Source organism: Streptomyces sp. 17_S59, assembly GCF_056930295.1.
The window spans coordinates 946,542-960,821 of record NZ_JBXOWD010000001.1 but is presented as its reverse complement, the minus strand read 5'-3'; the positions used below and the strand labels follow the sequence as shown (position 1 = coordinate 960,821).

Below are 14,280 nucleotides of genomic sequence, written 5' to 3'. Positions count from 1 at the left end.
GCAGCACATGAGGAAGCACCTATTGGCCCTGCTCTCCGCGTGGTCGCTCGGAATCGGTGGAGGAATGCTCCTAGATTCCACGATCCGTCACATCGGGGAAGAGCAAAGCTCAGTTGCCACGTTCAATGACGGCTTTGAAGATGGGGCACGCGACATCCGGGAACAGCTCGCGCCGGTAATCGCGAACAACCCTGACGAATGCTGGATACGGGAAAAAATCCCCAACATCCCCAACTCCCCTAAGTGGTGTGACGACTGAGTGACCCGCTTTGGTGACGCACGCTGCGGCGTGCGTTCGCCATGGCTAGTCACCCGGCTACGCCAGAACGACAAGCGAGGAATACCTATGACGCTCCTAAATCACGCCCTGAGCATCCTTCTGCTAGCAGTCGCCATGCGTGCACTGTTCCGCGCTTGGGATCAAACTGCCCGCGACTGACGCGCTTTGCTCAAGGCCCGGTCTTGATGGTCGGGCCTTTTGCATGGCCTGTCAGCCCTGGCAGTCCGGCAGTAGGGGATTTGAAAGGTAGCGAGATGAGCATTTACGACGACGGCGCCGCAGGGGCCAATGAAGAGCGCGCACGCTGGGCATTGGTGGCTATGGAGGCCATGGGGCATGAGACCGGGCAGAAGGGAGAGGCGTACTTCCCCGGGACGCTTGAGGTAGGGGAAGAGGTGATCCGAGAGGTGGCCGGGGATCTTATGGCCAACCTCTTTCACCTCGCCCGACTCAACGGAGTCGACCCCGCAAAGATAGTCGCCGCTGGCGCGCTGCACTACTTCGAGGAAGTCGAGGAAGAGTGGCAGGAGTTGGAACAGAACGCCATCGAGGCTGCGGCTGACGAACTTACCGAGGACTTCCGTAATCGCGGCCTCCGCGAGCTTGAGACCTTCCTGAAGAACCAGGAGGAGAAGTGATCTTCAACGGCAACGCGAATTGCGGCTCGTGCGGAATGGACCTCGGATACCTGCCTGAGGACGACGAAGCCACCTTCTGTGGCCACTGCCAGTGGGACGAGCACGAGTGCCCAGATGACGAGTTCGAGCGCATCGTACTGGACGTACTCACACGAATCCGGGATCACGAGGCGGAATGGCTGTCCACGCTCCGAGAGGTGGTGCCCTCGTACGACCCCGTCGCCAACGAGGCCAGCGACGGCGAGACAAGCCGGATGGACGAGGTCCAGACGGATCAGGCATTCGCCGCTCAGCAGCTATTGCGTGAGCTCATGAAGGAATTTGAGGTAGCGACGGCATGACGACGAATTACATCCTTGAGGACTACCCGGAGGACGGATCAGTTCGTGAGTTCTGGGTGACCGAGGACAGCGGAATGCGGCACACCCTGGAACTCGGCTCGGACTCAGTCGGAAATCCGATAGCGGTGTGGTCCTCTGACGTCGTCACCGGCTCCAACGAATGGGAAACGCAAGGGTTCATGGGCCTGAGTCGAACCAACGCGCGCCAGATGATCGCCACTCTCGAACGAATCCTTGCAGAGACCGAATAGCTCTGACGAGCTTTGTCTAAGGCCGCTCGGCACAGTCGAGCGGCCTTTTACATGGCCTGTCAGCTACGGCAGTGCCCAACCGGACTTCGATAGAGGCGTCATGAAGTACAAGTGCCACAGATTCGCCAAGGCGGAAGCCGAATACTTGCAGGAAATCGAGCGGGCACAGACAAAGGCGACGAGCCATGAGATCGACTACATCGCTCGCGGTGCTGTAACCCGCGTTGCTGGAATTCGGCAGAGTATGGCGCGCCAGCTTCAGAATCACGTTCAGCGGTGCGGGGTGTGCGCGTGACTGTCCCCTTGCCCCATCTGCGCTGCGAATTCGACCCGAGTCATGGGGCCTCGCGACACGTCATCTCGGCCCGTTCGGGTGGCGTCGCCATCACCGCCCACGTCTGCGCAGACGACCTTGACCCCTGGATAGCCCAGCTGGAGCGGTGGGACGGCCACCAGCTCGAAATCGACCGCCCTATTGACGGCTGGTGCAGGCCCTACGGGCTGTGCGCCATTCACTGAGGAATAACACATGGCAGAGATCATAATCCGCGCCGGGGAGTGGGAAGAAGACCGCAGCCGCACCCGAGTCCGTATCTGGCGCGGCGATGAACAACAACCCTTCGTAGACATCGTGTTGGGGGCCTGGCGTCAGCGTCTCTACCGCGAGATGCCCGCCCTGACCCTCAATCACATCGCAGAGGAGAGCGGCGTCACCAACCCGCCGAAGATTTACCGCAAGGACTACCACGACGACTACAACCCGTTCCTTTACGACTGGGTCGGGGTGTCCGAGGAATGAGCCCCTGGATCTACGTCGCCAGCCTCTCCGACTATGTGTCCGGACGGCTGCACGGCGAGTGGATCGCCGCCGACCAGAGCCCTGAGGACATCGGCGCGGAAGTCACCGCGATGCTGGCTGCATCGCCCGAACCCCACGCCGAGGAGTGGGCGATCCACGATCACGAAGGCTTCGACGGCATTGAGATCCACGAGTACGACTCGTTGGAGACGGTGGCCGCGCTCGCGCAGCTGGTGACCCAGCATCCAGCCGAGGTCGTGGGCTACTTGCGCGGCGAGGGCCTGGAGCCCGAGGACATCGCCGAGGCGATCGACGACAGGTTCCGTGGCGTGCACGACTCCCTCGCCGACTACGCCTGCGAGTGGATCGATGACCTCGGCGACCTGCCCGAGCCGTACCGCAATTACCGCTGGTCGATTGCCCAGGCCATGGCACACGACTGGGAGGCGGGCGGGGAGTACGTCACCGTCCGTACTTCCGAGGGACTGGCCGTTCTCGCCAACGCCTGACCGCCCGTCGTCGCTCTTGGCCCCGAGTCGGCCGAGGGCGGCCACGGCCGGTCAGACGACCGCCCGAGACCCAGCAATCAAGGAACCAAAGAAGTGTCGGTTACACCTGACCCTCGAATGTGCGGCGTGTGCTTCACCCCGCTCAACGCCTACTACGCCGACCAGTTGAGGCTCAGCCCTCCAGAGTTCATCCACCCTGACCGGGACGAGGAGGCGTGGGACCACGAGCCCCAGCCCATCCCCGTCGACTCTCGCGTGATCTACATGTGCGACTTCTGCTCACAGCCCGGAGGCACAGCCCACTTCCGCACACGGAAGACCGTGTTCGAGGACCAACCCGACGGCACTCGCCTGGACATGGGAGACGACTGGTCCGCCTGTGAGACATGCGCGAAGCACATCCGGTCCCGATCCCCGCATCTGCTGATCGACCGGGCGGTCGCCGTCACACCCGGCCCTCTTCCCGGGATTCCCCTCAACCGCCCCATGCGGCGGCTCTTGCGCCGGGAGTACAAGGCCCGGCACATGAAGTTCTTCGAAGCCGACCCGATCGAGATCAGCGAGGGCGAGGAATGACCGCCCCCACCGTTTGGATGATGGCCCTCGGCGACAAGACGAGACCCGACGTCCCCGACTACGCGGAGGACACCCACCCCCGGCAGGCCCGCGCCTGCGTCGAGGCGGACGACTTCGCCGACCTCTTCCCGATCTTCGACGCGTGGCGCGAGCACTTCGCCGAGGAGATCACCGCCTACGCCATGCCCGTCCCCCTAACCCCGCAGGGGCGGCCGGCCTCGGGCTGGGAGGAGGAGTGGGCCGAGACCGGCCCACCGATCCGGCTCGACGCCATGCCCGGCGGCTTCATCAAGATCCGCCCGGACGGCGACTTCCCCGCACGCGGACGCCCCCCGTTCGACCTCACCTTGGCCCGCCCTGCCGCTGCCGAACTTCCCCTGGAGACCCAATGCTGATCATTGATGCCCTCGCCCGACTGTTGATCGCGGCTGCCGATGCCGTCGCCGTCCGGTCCCGCGTCCCCAACCCCATGCACCTGACCCGTGTCGTCCTGGAGGAGCTGGCCGACAACGGCGGCGGCGACTTCTACGAGGCCGTCCAGTGGCGAGCCCGCGGGGCTGGCTTCTCCTGGCCCGTCCGGGACTGAACAGCGCCTCCCACCCACCAACAGACGCACGAGCACAAGGACACCAGTGACGAACCCCTACTGGCGCTGGCCGAGCAGCTTCCTCGGAACCAAATACGCATGCCAGCCGTGCGGCAACGACCACGAGTGGGACGAGTGGGCCAAGGACCTCTACGGACCGTCCCTCTGCATCCCCTGGTCCAACCCGGAAGAGCGCGGGATGGCGTTGCTCTGCCAGTTCTGCGCAACGGTGGTCGACCACGCATGAGAACACGACGCGTCTTCAAGCCCACCCGCCTGCCGAACGGCGACGTCAAGTGCCAGATGTGCGACGAGCCCGCCACCTGGTGGGAGGACTGGGAGCACCACGGCGACAAGCGGTTCTGCTCCTGGCCGCGCTGCGACGACCACGCGGCCCCCGAGGAAACCTGTCCGGGCACAACCTGGCGCCCCGTGCGGCGCCGCAATCGCTGAGGGAGAGCAGCAGTGATACCGAAGCAGTACCGGCACGGCCAATACGTCAAGGGCAAGTGCTGGCAGGGCCGCAAGGTCGACGGCCACATCGTCGGAGGCGTCCACAGCGGGGCACCCATGAACCGGACCACGCTCATAGGCGTGACGGTGAAGACCAAGGAACTCATCAGCGTCATCGATGGCCGCGTGATCGCGCCTGCTGAATACCGGGCGTGCCGCCTCGCCGACGTCGAGCCTGCGAAGGAGCGGCAGTGGGCCTGATGAAGCGCTTCCTCGAAGACCGTGACACCATCCGCGAACTTGCCCGCCATGCAGCTCAACACGTGAGCGCGCGGGACCGGATGAAGGAGCTCGACCAGGTCTTCGCGACCTGCGGCGACGCAGCGAAGAAGTACGCCCAGCCCGAAGCAGTGACAAGACGCCTCGTCGGCGAGGCCGTGGACGAGTACCGGGTCACGCGACGCCAACTGCGCGGAACCGCGTGGGACGTGCAGCTCACGACCGCCGCATAGCGGCGCGCAACAACCACTGACACCACACCAAACATCAGCAGGCACCGAGAAGGGGCCAGGGTCACGAACCCTGGCCCCTTTCGCATGGCCGCCTGCGGAAAGCAGAGACATGAATGCCTTCAAGGGCATGAGCTACGGACCGATCGGCGAGGCCGTGCAGGCCGCCATGCCGTACACCGAGGCCGACCCGATCGGCGTCTACGCCGCCGTCCTCAGCCAGTTCTCCTCGGCTATCAGCCGTACCACCACCACCGACAAGGGCAGGCCGGTCGTGGTGTGGACCGTGCTGGCCGGCCTGTCCGCCTACGGACGCAAGGGCTACGCGCTCGGGACGTCCCAGCAGATCCTCGCCAGCGGCGTCGGCAAGTACCTGAAGGCCCGGACGAAGTCCGGCATCGCGAGCGGGCCCGCCCTGGTCGACCACCTCTTCGCCCTGGAGCTGGAGACGATGGGCACGGAGACCGGCGTCGACGGCCGGGCGATGATCATCGAGGAGGAATGGGCCACGGTCCTCAAGCGCGCCAAGAAGTGCGCCACCTTCTCCCCGCTCCTGCGCACCGCCTGGGACGGCAAGGCGGTCAGCAACCACACCAAGGAAGGCGTCCAGGAGGTCACCCGCCCGCTGGTCGGGTTCCACGCGCACATCACGCCGGGGGAGTGGGCGAAGTACGTCTCCGCCTCCGAGGCCCTGGGCGGCAGCTTCAACCGCATCCTGCCGGTGAAGACCGAGAAGTCCCAGCGGCTGCCGTACACGGCCAACACCACCGCGCCCATCGCGTGGCGGCTCGGCGAGGCGTACCGGTGGGCGTGCGCCGAGCAGCGGGTGATGGAGCTGACCAAGGGCGCTGCGGACCGCTTCGACGAACTCCGGGACGAGATCGAGGGGCGCCTGCTCCGGCTCCCCGAGTCCATCTCCTGCTTCATGGAGCGCTCCGAGGAACAGGTGATCCGCGTCGCCTCCGTGCTCACCGCTGCGGAGATGAAGACCAAGGTGAGCAAACGCGCCTTGGAAGCCGCATGGGCCTTCGTGCAGTACAGCATGGCTTCCACCGAGCAACTGGTGCGCGAGGCCGCCACGGCCACCGGAGCCCGCGTCGTCAAGACGCTGGAGGAGTCGATCATCGACGTGCTCACCCGCCTCGGTGGCACGGCCACGTCCACGCAGATCCTGCGGGCGCTGGGGAGCCGCGCCAACGCGGCCGGCCTCAAGACGGCCGTCGAACGAATGGACCGTGTGGAGTCCTGGACCGAGAAGACCGGCGGCCGGGGAGCCCCGACGACCCACTACCTCCTCCTGGACGAGGAGCAGGCCGAGAAGAAGGCCGCCGCGCAGCAGAGGGCCGGGGAAGAGAAGGCGGACCTGCACGTCGTCGCGGCGAAGCCGAAGCGGCGGACTTCCGCACGCAAGAAGCCCGTGGCTGAGCGCGAGCAGCCTCAGCTGGAGCTGGAGGTGGTGGCGTGAGCAGCCCCACCGTACGCAGCCGCGCAGGGAACGACGACGGAAACAAGGACATGACGAAGAAGAGCACCCTCGACAAGCTGACTGTCGGCGACTACGTGACCGCCTGCGGAGCCGACTCACGGGGCCACACGGTGACCCGCACGGGAACCCTGCTGGCACCGCCGAAGGCCGTCACCGCGCAGCGCAGCGGAACGCGGGTGAAGGGCGTACGGCTGTGCGTGGGGCTCGAAGGCACGAACCCGAAGGAGCGATCCACCTGGACCACCCTCTTCCCGGACTCCGGGTCGGTAGAGCTTGCCCGGAGGCCCACACCGGACGACTGGACCAACGGCCCGGTCGGATTCGTTCCCGGTGTCCGCATCACCGGCGCCAGTGTCCTCGTGCGGTTCGGTGGGAAGGGCGGGAAGCGGTCCGCCGAGCCGTCGAATCCCGTGGTCGCCAGGATCTCCTACGGCGTTGGGTGCTACGAGATCCGCGACGCAGCCTCGGGCGAGTTGCTGCTGTCGACCGCCCACCAGTCCGCGATCTGGTGGGCCCCGGCCCCTGACGACGCCGGCACCCCGGAACCGGCAGCAGCCGAGCAGGACGTGCCCCCGCAAGAGGCGGAGCCGGCCACCCCCGCCCGGCCCCAGCGCGGAGTGCTCTACGAAGGCTGGCTGTCGACCGACGACGGGCCAGGGTTCGGCCGGGCCGTCCTGCACCTGACCTCGGGGCGGGTGATCGGGTGGCTGACTCCGGAGCAGCAGTTCCGCCCCGCCGCGTGAGCGTTGACAGACCGACCCCGGCTACCCCGCTCGCGATGCCCAGACGGCGGCCCGCGCAGCTGGTGCGGGGCCGCTTCACTGTGCTCGTGAGCAAGTGGAGGGACGGAGTGTGGAAGGCGGAGTAGGACCCGCCGCCACCTTGGCCGCAGGCAACGCAAAAAAAGCGCTCTCCCCACCCCCACCGGGGGACAGGGAGGGCGCTCGTCGTGTTGCCTGCGACCATGGAGGCGGTAGACCGCCTCCTGCCAATATTTGATCTTGGAGTACGTATGAGTGAGCTGGAGCGCAACGCCATCGAATGGGCGCGCAACTGGGCTGACCAGGTGGACGTGGAACTTTCCACGGTCATGGTGGTCGTCGGCGAAAAGCACTCTCTGATCACCAGCCGGTTCGGTCGGGAAGACCGGTTCGAGGCGATCAAGGTCGCCATGCGCTATGTGGATCACGGCTACGAGGCGAGTCTGGTTCGAAACGACGAGCGCGGGCTGGACGTGCGAGTCAAGCTGGACAACCGGCTGTTCACGCACCCGGACAGTCGGATCGACGACGAGGGGGAAATCCTCGTGCCGACGACGACCGTGGTCACGCCGGACCATTGGGACCGCATGGTCGCGGGTCTTGAAGCGACGGAGCGGCAGGCGAAGGCCCGACGCCGCAAGGCTCAGGAAGGGTAACTGGCGGCCCCCAGCCGTGAGGCTGGGGGCCGTGTTTCCTCTGGGTCTTCATTCACGGGTGCAGGCAAATAATCTTTCACCCAAGGCGCCAAGAATTGAACACAAGATTGATGAATTCTTGTGCAATCGGCCTTCCCGCCCGAACCAGTGGTGGCGCGATGCATCATCGCCCGCACCTCGAACATCCCGTACTGTGCACTGTGTTGAGATTCGGTATAGACGAGCCGGGGTAGGTGGAGCGGCCTGCCGGTCCGCTCTACACTCGACGAGTGGGGGTCATCTGGGGGGACGAAGAGTCGGAGTTAATGTCTGCCCTCGGCGAAATCCTTTTTGGCGGATTCCTGGAGAGGGGTCAGGATCGGCAGGTGGTGTTCGATCTAGAAATTCCGGCGCGAGATCGCGAGTTGCTTGGAAAACGCCGAGATTGTCTGACTCCGGCGAGTCTCGCACCGCCTAAAGCGCCCAAGGTCCCCTTGCCTCCTGCGTCAACTTTTGGTAACTCTCTGCTTGTCACACTGGCTTTGGGGGTGGTTCTTTCCGGAATTGTTGTGCCGAAGATTGTGGAGCACGCGACCTTCGAAGAGGGGTGGCATCCCGATGCTGGTACGTATCTCCTTATCGCTGTCCCTGGTTTTGTCATGGGGGTGGCACTGGGGGTATTCGGGACTGCTTGCGCGACGATCGTTTTTGTCTGGAATACTCGTAAAGCCAATCGGGTTGCCCGACTTCACCATGGGCGCTATGTGCTACCCAAGGAAGACCTTGATTTGGCGACTGCTGCATTGTTCGACCGCGCAGAACGAGATCTGGAGAAGATTCGAGAAGCTTCGGTTCTTAAATCGGGCGCCTTTAAGGAGATCCTTTCCCGTGGTGACATCGATCGGTGGGAATGGGAAATCGCTCACCGGCTGTACAAGCTGACTCAGCAGCAATCGGAGCCGCAGGGCGCGTCGAGTGAGATTCCCCAGAGCGCGATGGATCTTCTTGCCGCATTGACACATCTGGCCGCAGCCGTAATCACTGCCGATTCCGCCGGAAAAGGTAAATCGGCAGTGCCGCCCCAGCTATTGCGTACTCAACTTCGAAATGTCAGCAGAGCTGCTCAAAGGCTCCATAAACTGATGTGATTGGCCTAGGGTGCACTCCCCGACACATGACTCATCGCTGTCATCCGGGCAACATTTAAGCGCTGGCACCTGAGGCGTCTACCGCTTCCTTCGCGGTGAGCCTGCGCTGACGGTCCGCAGCCTCATCCCACGGAGACGACGCCAGCTGCGCTGCGGAGGTCTTCGCGTCTTCGAGCCTCTGCGCGCCCTCGCCGGCGACCACGATCCCCAGGACCAGGCCCGCGAGGGTGTACCAGTCCACGCCCGGCCACCTGGCGACGAGCAATGGGACGGCAGCGCCTACGTACGACGTGAGCCGTACGGGATGGTTACGCAGCACTCTTTACCTCCGGGGTGGGGATGACCTGCTGGGGGACGACGGGAATGTCGGTCGGCCTCGACACATCGGGCGAGACCGGCACCGGAGGCTCGGGCTTCGTCGGCTTGACCGGCACCGGGGGCTCGACGGGCTTGGTCGGCTCCGGCTTCGGCGGCTGCGGCTTGTCCTTCATCTGCTCCTTGATGCGGCCCAGCTCGTCCTTGACCTCCCGCAGCTCCCGGTCGATCCGGTCGAAGCGATCAGTCCAGTCCGGGCGCTTCGAAGGCTCCGGCGTAGGCCGGGGCTTCGGCGCAGGCGTCTTCGAACCCTCGTTGCCTCCCGTCGACGGGGCAGGGCGGGGCGAGCCCGTGACCTTCAGCACCTGCCCGGCCGCGATCACGTCGGGGTCGGTGACGACGGGGTTCAGGGCCAGGAGCCGGGAGAGCGACATGCCGTGCGCGCGGGCGATAGCGCTGAGCGAGTCGCCGGAGCGCACGGTGTACGTCCCCGTGGCGGAGCCGGTGTCCGGGACCGTCGGCGTGGGCTTGTCGTTGTCGTCCGTCGACGGCTTCGGCTTCTCAGCGGGCTTCGCCGGGACGCTGATCTCCTGGTCCTCGTGGACGTCGTCGGGGTCGGAGATCTGGGGGTTCGCGGCGAGCAGCGAGGCCAGGGTGACGCCGAGCACCGCGGCGATGCCGCTGAGGGTCTGCCCGGCCTTGATCTTGTACTTCCCCGACGATCCGCCCCGGTCGTTGATGACGCCGGCTCCCGAGTAGGCGGGGTGGCCGAAGCCGTGGATGCGGGTCGTCGAGGCCCAGTTGTTGTACCGCTTGCGGTAGACGCCGTCGCCGTTCGGCGCCGGGTAGTCCTTGGTGTTGCCGCCCACCACCTCGATGTCGGCGCCGCCGTTGTAGACGGCGATGACCAGCTCGACGTGCGTGCCGCCGTCGGAGCCGAACATCGCGAGCGAGCCGACGCGCGGGGTGCGGCTGAAGGCGCCGCGCTCCTTGTAGTAGTCGGTGCACACCGAGCAGCTCGCGGTGGTCGGGATGACGTCGCGGTTGCCGGTCTTCCACGCGAGCCAGCTGATGAAGGACTGGCACCAGGGGCCGTAAATCGCCCAGTCGACCTGAAGACCCGGGGTCTGCTCGGCGTACTTGTTGTAGTTGTTGGCGCCTTCCTTGTAGCCGACCTGGGTCAGGGCCAGGTTGGCCATGGAGGCTGCTGTGCCTGCCAAGGGCTCTCCTTCAGTCTCGGTTGAATGAAAAAAGCCCGCCGAAGCGGGCTGTCCATCGGGATTAATTCGTTCATCGGGGGATGCGGAGGGCTGCGACGCGGGCCGGATCGAGTGCGGTCAGCAGCTCGACGAGCCGCTGGTTCTCCGTCTCGATGCGGGTCAGCCGTAGCTTGATCTCCGACAGGTCGTCCTGGAGCCGGTCAGCGCGCGCTTTCTGCGCTGCCGCTTCCTCGCGCCAGACGTCCGCCGTGCGGACCTCCTTGGAGGCGCGGACGACGACGTAGCCGCCGATGATGATGCTGGTGATCCCGAGGAGATTGAGGATCACGGATGTGCTTATGGAATGTCACCTATCCAGCGAAGTTCCTGGAAGCAGGCTGTGGTGTGGAAGCGAGCGTCCGCCCAGCCGATGCCGTTGAGGTCAGGGGTGCGGGCCACGCAGCTGATGAAGTTCCCGGTACGCATGGGCACTTCGACGGTGAACGTGCCGCAGTTGCTGTACGTCGTCCACGACGACAAGGTCCCTGTAGTGAAGGCAGTGGTGCCCACAGAGGTGGTGTTGAAGTCGACGGTCGGCAGCACCGCGACGTCGAGCCACAGCATGTGGACCGCGTCGGCGCCCCCGGACTGCCCACTCGGGGAGATGTTCCCGCCGACGGTGTACCGATAGCGTCCGTCGACCGGCGCCACGAGCCCGACCACGTTGCCCGCCGAATTCGTCGGTGCCATGCCCGCCCGGGTCTCGTACGCGATCCCCGCGGGCTGCTTGCCCACGGGGTAGCAGGGCAGGTGGGTGTAGCTGCCCTTGCGGGCCGTCCACTCCACCCCGATGACCCGCACGGCCGGCGGGCGCAACAGGTGAGCGTGGACGTCCCGCACGCGCCGGTTCATCATGGCCGGGTCCACGAGATCCCGCTCAACCCAGTCTTCGATCACGGGTGTGTTCATCAGTACCTCCCCACCCATCGCATCGAGAAGAAGGACCTGCCCGGCAGCTCCTTGTTGCCGAGGAGGAACGACTGGTCGCAAATACCGCCCGCGCTCACGGACTCGCCCTTCTTAAGGCGGACCGTCGCGGCGAGGGAGCCGAAGCCCCGGGTGATGTTGGAACGGCCGGGCGAGGACGACGCGAACACGCGGGCGTCGTCGGACCACATGGACTCGTTCGCCATGTTCTTGCCGAGCTTGACGTGCATGTTCAGCGGCTTCGTGCCCGGGGCGTCGATGACGCCGCCGAACGCCACGTCGTACCGGCCGTCCTCCGGCGCGTACAGGCGCAGTGCGTACGGCACGCCCGTAGCGGTCGCATCGGGCCGTGCCAGCGCCGCGGTGTCGAACTCGTTTGGGGGCTGGATGCCCTGGCCCGGCAGGTACCAGGCGAACGTGAACCACCGGCCCGAGAGCTTTCCTCCGGGATCGAGGGCATCAGCTGGTACCCAGTTCACCGAGCTGTCCCTGTACGTGCCGCGCTGCCGGGCGGTGACCCGGCAGGAAGGCGACTGGTACAGGAACCGGTGCGGGTCTCGGACGCGAGTGTTCATCGTGCGCGCGGTGACGATCTCGCGCTGTGTCCACGTGGGGTTCTCAGGTGTCGGCATTACGGGTACTCACCCACCCACTGCATCGCGAGATAGGTGGCGGCTCCGGCGTTCTCCTTGTCGTCGGAGAACATCCAGGCGGCGCCTTCGGCGAAGCCCGCGAGCGCGATCCACTCGCCAGCCCGTAGGGGGATCGTCGCCGTGCCGGTGCCGGAACGGTGCGAGTCCCAGATTCGGTGACAGCCGAACTTCAAGAACGCGTTGGGCTCGAACTGTGCGCCTTCGGTGATGCCCTTGGCGATGGCGACGCGTGCGTAGCCGATCTTGCCACCCGTCTGGTAGGAGCCGATGACCGCGCCCGCGGTGACCTCGTAGAGGCCGTCACGGGGGGCAGTGATGCGGATGAGCGAGTTGGACATGGCCGTGCCGGTCGAGTCGTAGGAATGCTCCCGGCCGGTACCTTGTCCGGGGGGTTCGAATGTCAACACAGCCCAGCTGCCCGCGTCCTTGCCGAGGGACGTCTTCCCGGCCCGGCGGCAGCCGGGCGGGTCCATCAGCAGGTTGAGCACATCCCGAACCTGCGTGTTCATGTCCTGTACGGACACCGGGCCCTGGGCCCAGGTCTTGATCTCGATTGCACATCACCCCAGGTAGGTACTGACGCCGAGCACCGACGCAACGTCGTCGCCCAAAATCCAGGTCGGTCGACCGTCACTGCGGCCGGGAATCGTCACGAGGTAGAGGCTGGCGGCGTCCACGGCGGTGTTCAGGCCGAGGGTGCCGGCGGATGCTCCGGCGCCAGGCGTGTCCGCGGTCAAGACGCTGATCTCGTAGGAGCCGAACCGCCCCAGGGCCGACTCTCGGGGCACCAGCCCCTCCGGCCACCGGTAGCTCGTGACTTGGCGCGAGACCGTCAGAGCGACGAAGACGCCCGTGAAGTCCTTGCTGGCCATGAGCGGGATCTGGTCCACGAACTTGTACACCTGCATGTCGCTGACCGGCGTGAGGGACTGCTGGGCGACGTCGCCGTTGCGGTACACCAGGTTCACGAGTTTGGCCTGCGGTGAGGCGCCGAGGTCCCACAGGACCTGGTGTTCGGCACCGGTGTACGGCCAGCAGGCGACGGCCAGGGAGATCTCGTCCTGATTGCTGCCGAGGACCTGCGGCATCTGCCCGGCAGGGGACAGCAGCCGCGGCAGGCCGCTCATGCTCGCACAGATGCTGACGACGAAGTCGTTGACCCGCGTGCCCGGAGGAACCGGCAGCGCGGCGTACCGCTTGTTCGAGGACGAGCCGGAATTGCTTCCGACATACGTGGCGAACTCCTGGGGCGCCGGGGGCCGGGGTGTCCACTCCTGGCCGTCCCAGTACCGCACTGAGGGACGGCTCACCCAGGCTGACCCGTTCCAGACCTTCTTCTCCGTCTCCACCCAGCCCTTGTCCGTCCAGACCAGCACGGGGTGGTAATCAAGCGCCATACTTCACCCACACGTCACCCGGCTGCGGATTCGCGGGCGGGTTCGGCCCGCTGAAGACCCGCGCTGCACCGATGTTCGGCGCGGTCACGGGCCCGCCGGCCTCGATCGGACCGGCGGCCTTGACCAGTCCGTTCTTGTAGACGCGGAATGCGGCGTCGGGGCCGTCCGTGGTGACGGAGATGGCGGGTCGACTGTCCGTCAAGGGCTTCGTGTTGATGACCAGGGGCGTACTGTCGCCGAAGGGGTTCAGGTACCAGCAGCCGTTCGCCTTCAAGTTGGTGCCCAGCGTGCCGGAGCGCGTCATGCGCACCACGTCGCCGGAGCCGTCAGGCGCCTCGACGGTGACCCACGGGTCCGTCGTCCCGGCGGCGGCCTGGTTCGGACCGGTCAGCTTCACGGTCTGGGCGAACCGGCCGTCCGCGTACTCGCGCGCCCTGTGCGGGTCGGGGTCCAGCTCGGTGTGCCGCTTGAGGCGGACACCGAGATTGACGGGGATCAGCTCGACCCGGCGGACGCCGGAGTCGGCCCACAGGCGTTCGACGCCGGGCGGGCCGTAGAACGGGGGCAGGTAGCCGTGCTGATCGGCAACGACGGTGCCGCTGTCGAGCATGGCGCCGTCGGTGTCTTGGACGTCCATCACACGGTTCGCGGTCTCGGACGGGCCGTCCCAGATCGTCACCGGGGCTCCGGATACCCGTCGACCGTCGACGTCCTCGGCGACGTCGGAGGCGGAGCCGCCGAACATGTTGCGCTCCAT

At 65.9% G+C, this 14,280-nt stretch carries 26 protein-coding genes; 18 read left to right on the top strand and 8 right to left on the bottom strand.

Translation table 11 applies throughout. The features are described from left to right. The first annotated feature begins 7 nt into the window (after window positions 1–7). From AC1Z4A_RS04075 to AC1Z4A_RS03990, 18 genes are all read left to right on the top strand, one after another. Window positions 8–259 (top strand): hypothetical protein, encoded by a 252-nt coding sequence (locus AC1Z4A_RS04075; RefSeq protein WP_483676439.1) that lies wholly within the window; start codon window positions 8–10, stop codon window positions 257–259. 275 nt (window positions 260–534) lie between these two features. After that, entirely contained in the window at window positions 535–918 is a 384-nt protein-coding gene (locus AC1Z4A_RS04070) for a hypothetical protein (RefSeq protein WP_483676438.1), read from the top strand. Further along, window positions 915–1,259: a hypothetical protein gene (locus AC1Z4A_RS04065; protein WP_483676437.1), complete on the top strand. Its 345-nt coding sequence runs from the start codon at window positions 915–917 to the stop codon at window positions 1,257–1,259. Before AC1Z4A_RS04070 ends, AC1Z4A_RS04065 begins: the two co-directional genes overlap by 4 nt. Beyond that, window positions 1,256–1,510, top strand: coding sequence for a hypothetical protein (locus tag AC1Z4A_RS04060; protein WP_483676436.1), 255 nt, complete (start codon window positions 1,256–1,258; stop codon window positions 1,508–1,510). Before AC1Z4A_RS04065 ends, AC1Z4A_RS04060 begins: the two co-directional genes overlap by 4 nt. 291 nt (window positions 1,511–1,801) lie before the next feature. After that, complete coding sequence (locus tag AC1Z4A_RS04055) at window positions 1,802–2,029, top strand: hypothetical protein (RefSeq protein WP_483676435.1); 228 nt, start codon at window positions 1,802–1,804, stop codon at window positions 2,027–2,029. A gap of 10 nt (window positions 2,030–2,039) precedes the next feature. Beyond that, a complete protein-coding gene (locus tag AC1Z4A_RS04050) occupies window positions 2,040–2,309 on the top strand; it encodes a hypothetical protein (RefSeq protein ID WP_483676434.1) in 270 nt (89 codons plus the stop codon). After that, entirely contained in the window at window positions 2,306–2,818 is a 513-nt protein-coding gene (locus AC1Z4A_RS04045; protein ID WP_483676433.1) for an antirestriction protein ArdA, read from the top strand. Before AC1Z4A_RS04050 ends, AC1Z4A_RS04045 begins: the two co-directional genes overlap by 4 nt. A gap of 126 nt (window positions 2,819–2,944) precedes the next feature. Further along, entirely contained in the window at window positions 2,945–3,394 is a 450-nt protein-coding gene (locus AC1Z4A_RS04040; RefSeq protein ID WP_483676432.1) for a hypothetical protein, read from the top strand. Beyond that, entirely contained in the window at window positions 3,391–3,789 is a 399-nt protein-coding gene (locus AC1Z4A_RS04035) for a hypothetical protein (protein WP_483676431.1), read from the top strand. The genes AC1Z4A_RS04040 and AC1Z4A_RS04035 overlap by 4 nt, the downstream gene beginning before the upstream one ends. Next, entirely contained in the window at window positions 3,783–3,980 is a 198-nt protein-coding gene (locus AC1Z4A_RS04030) for a hypothetical protein (RefSeq protein ID WP_483676430.1), read from the top strand. The genes AC1Z4A_RS04035 and AC1Z4A_RS04030 overlap by 7 nt, the downstream gene beginning before the upstream one ends. Before the next feature lie 46 nt (window positions 3,981–4,026). Continuing rightward, complete coding sequence (locus AC1Z4A_RS04025) at window positions 4,027–4,227, top strand: hypothetical protein (RefSeq protein WP_483676429.1); 201 nt, start codon at window positions 4,027–4,029, stop codon at window positions 4,225–4,227. Continuing rightward, window positions 4,224–4,433, top strand: coding sequence for a hypothetical protein (locus AC1Z4A_RS04020; RefSeq protein WP_483676428.1), 210 nt, complete (start codon window positions 4,224–4,226; stop codon window positions 4,431–4,433). Before AC1Z4A_RS04025 ends, AC1Z4A_RS04020 begins: the two co-directional genes overlap by 4 nt. 12 nt (window positions 4,434–4,445) lie before the next feature. Further along, window positions 4,446–4,694, top strand: a complete 249-nt coding sequence (locus AC1Z4A_RS04015) for a hypothetical protein (RefSeq protein ID WP_235482042.1) — start codon at window positions 4,446–4,448, stop codon at window positions 4,692–4,694. Beyond that, on the top strand, window positions 4,685–4,945 hold the full coding sequence (locus tag AC1Z4A_RS04010; RefSeq protein WP_483676427.1) for a hypothetical protein: 261 nt from the start codon (window positions 4,685–4,687) through the stop codon (window positions 4,943–4,945). Before AC1Z4A_RS04015 ends, AC1Z4A_RS04010 begins: the two co-directional genes overlap by 10 nt. A 109-nt stretch (window positions 4,946–5,054) precedes the next feature. Then, entirely contained in the window at window positions 5,055–6,407 is a 1,353-nt protein-coding gene (locus AC1Z4A_RS04005; protein ID WP_483676426.1) for a YfjI family protein, read from the top strand. Then, on the top strand, window positions 6,404–7,171 hold the full coding sequence (locus AC1Z4A_RS04000; RefSeq protein WP_483676425.1) for a hypothetical protein: 768 nt from the start codon (window positions 6,404–6,406) through the stop codon (window positions 7,169–7,171). The genes AC1Z4A_RS04005 and AC1Z4A_RS04000 overlap by 4 nt, the downstream gene beginning before the upstream one ends. A gap of 269 nt (window positions 7,172–7,440) precedes the next feature. Further along, the gene (locus AC1Z4A_RS03995; protein WP_483676424.1) at window positions 7,441–7,845 is read left to right on the top strand and encodes a hypothetical protein; all 405 of its coding nucleotides are present in this window, start codon (window positions 7,441–7,443) and stop codon (window positions 7,843–7,845) included. A gap of 269 nt (window positions 7,846–8,114) precedes the next feature. Beyond that, the gene (locus tag AC1Z4A_RS03990) at window positions 8,115–8,972 is read left to right on the top strand and encodes a hypothetical protein (protein ID WP_483676423.1); all 858 of its coding nucleotides are present in this window, start codon (window positions 8,115–8,117) and stop codon (window positions 8,970–8,972) included. 55 nt (window positions 8,973–9,027) lie between these two features. Here the strand turns inward: AC1Z4A_RS03990 and AC1Z4A_RS03985 are convergent, their stop codons facing one another. The 8 genes from AC1Z4A_RS03985 to AC1Z4A_RS03950 form a co-directional block, all read right to left on the bottom strand. After that, window positions 9,028–9,213 (bottom strand): hypothetical protein, encoded by a 186-nt coding sequence (locus AC1Z4A_RS03985; RefSeq protein WP_483676422.1) that lies wholly within the window; start codon window positions 9,211–9,213, stop codon window positions 9,028–9,030. Between the two features lie 67 nt (window positions 9,214–9,280). Further along, window positions 9,281–10,507 carry a LysM peptidoglycan-binding domain-containing protein gene (locus AC1Z4A_RS03980; protein ID WP_483676421.1) on the bottom strand — a complete coding sequence of 409 codons (1,227 nt, stop codon included), beginning with the start codon at window positions 10,505–10,507 and terminating at the stop codon, window positions 9,281–9,283. Window positions 10,508–10,577: 70 nt separating this feature from the next. Continuing rightward, the gene (locus AC1Z4A_RS03975; protein WP_235482035.1) at window positions 10,578–10,835 is read right to left on the bottom strand and encodes a hypothetical protein; all 258 of its coding nucleotides are present in this window, start codon (window positions 10,833–10,835) and stop codon (window positions 10,578–10,580) included. 8 nt (window positions 10,836–10,843) lie between these two features. Further along, complete coding sequence (locus AC1Z4A_RS03970) at window positions 10,844–11,455, bottom strand: hypothetical protein (RefSeq protein ID WP_235482034.1); 612 nt, start codon at window positions 11,453–11,455, stop codon at window positions 10,844–10,846. Then, window positions 11,455–12,105 carry a hypothetical protein gene (locus tag AC1Z4A_RS03965; RefSeq protein ID WP_483676420.1) on the bottom strand — a complete coding sequence of 217 codons (651 nt, stop codon included), beginning with the start codon at window positions 12,103–12,105 and terminating at the stop codon, window positions 11,455–11,457. Before AC1Z4A_RS03965 ends, AC1Z4A_RS03970 begins: the two co-directional genes overlap by 1 nt. After that, complete coding sequence (locus AC1Z4A_RS03960) at window positions 12,105–12,635, bottom strand: hypothetical protein (protein ID WP_483676419.1); 531 nt, start codon at window positions 12,633–12,635, stop codon at window positions 12,105–12,107. The genes AC1Z4A_RS03965 and AC1Z4A_RS03960 overlap by 1 nt, the downstream gene beginning before the upstream one ends. A 51-nt stretch (window positions 12,636–12,686) precedes the next feature. After that, a complete protein-coding gene (locus AC1Z4A_RS03955) occupies window positions 12,687–13,523 on the bottom strand; it encodes a hypothetical protein (RefSeq protein WP_483676418.1) in 837 nt (278 codons plus the stop codon). Further along, entirely contained in the window at window positions 13,513–14,280 is a 768-nt protein-coding gene (locus tag AC1Z4A_RS03950; RefSeq protein WP_483676417.1) for a hypothetical protein, read from the bottom strand. The genes AC1Z4A_RS03955 and AC1Z4A_RS03950 overlap by 11 nt, the downstream gene beginning before the upstream one ends.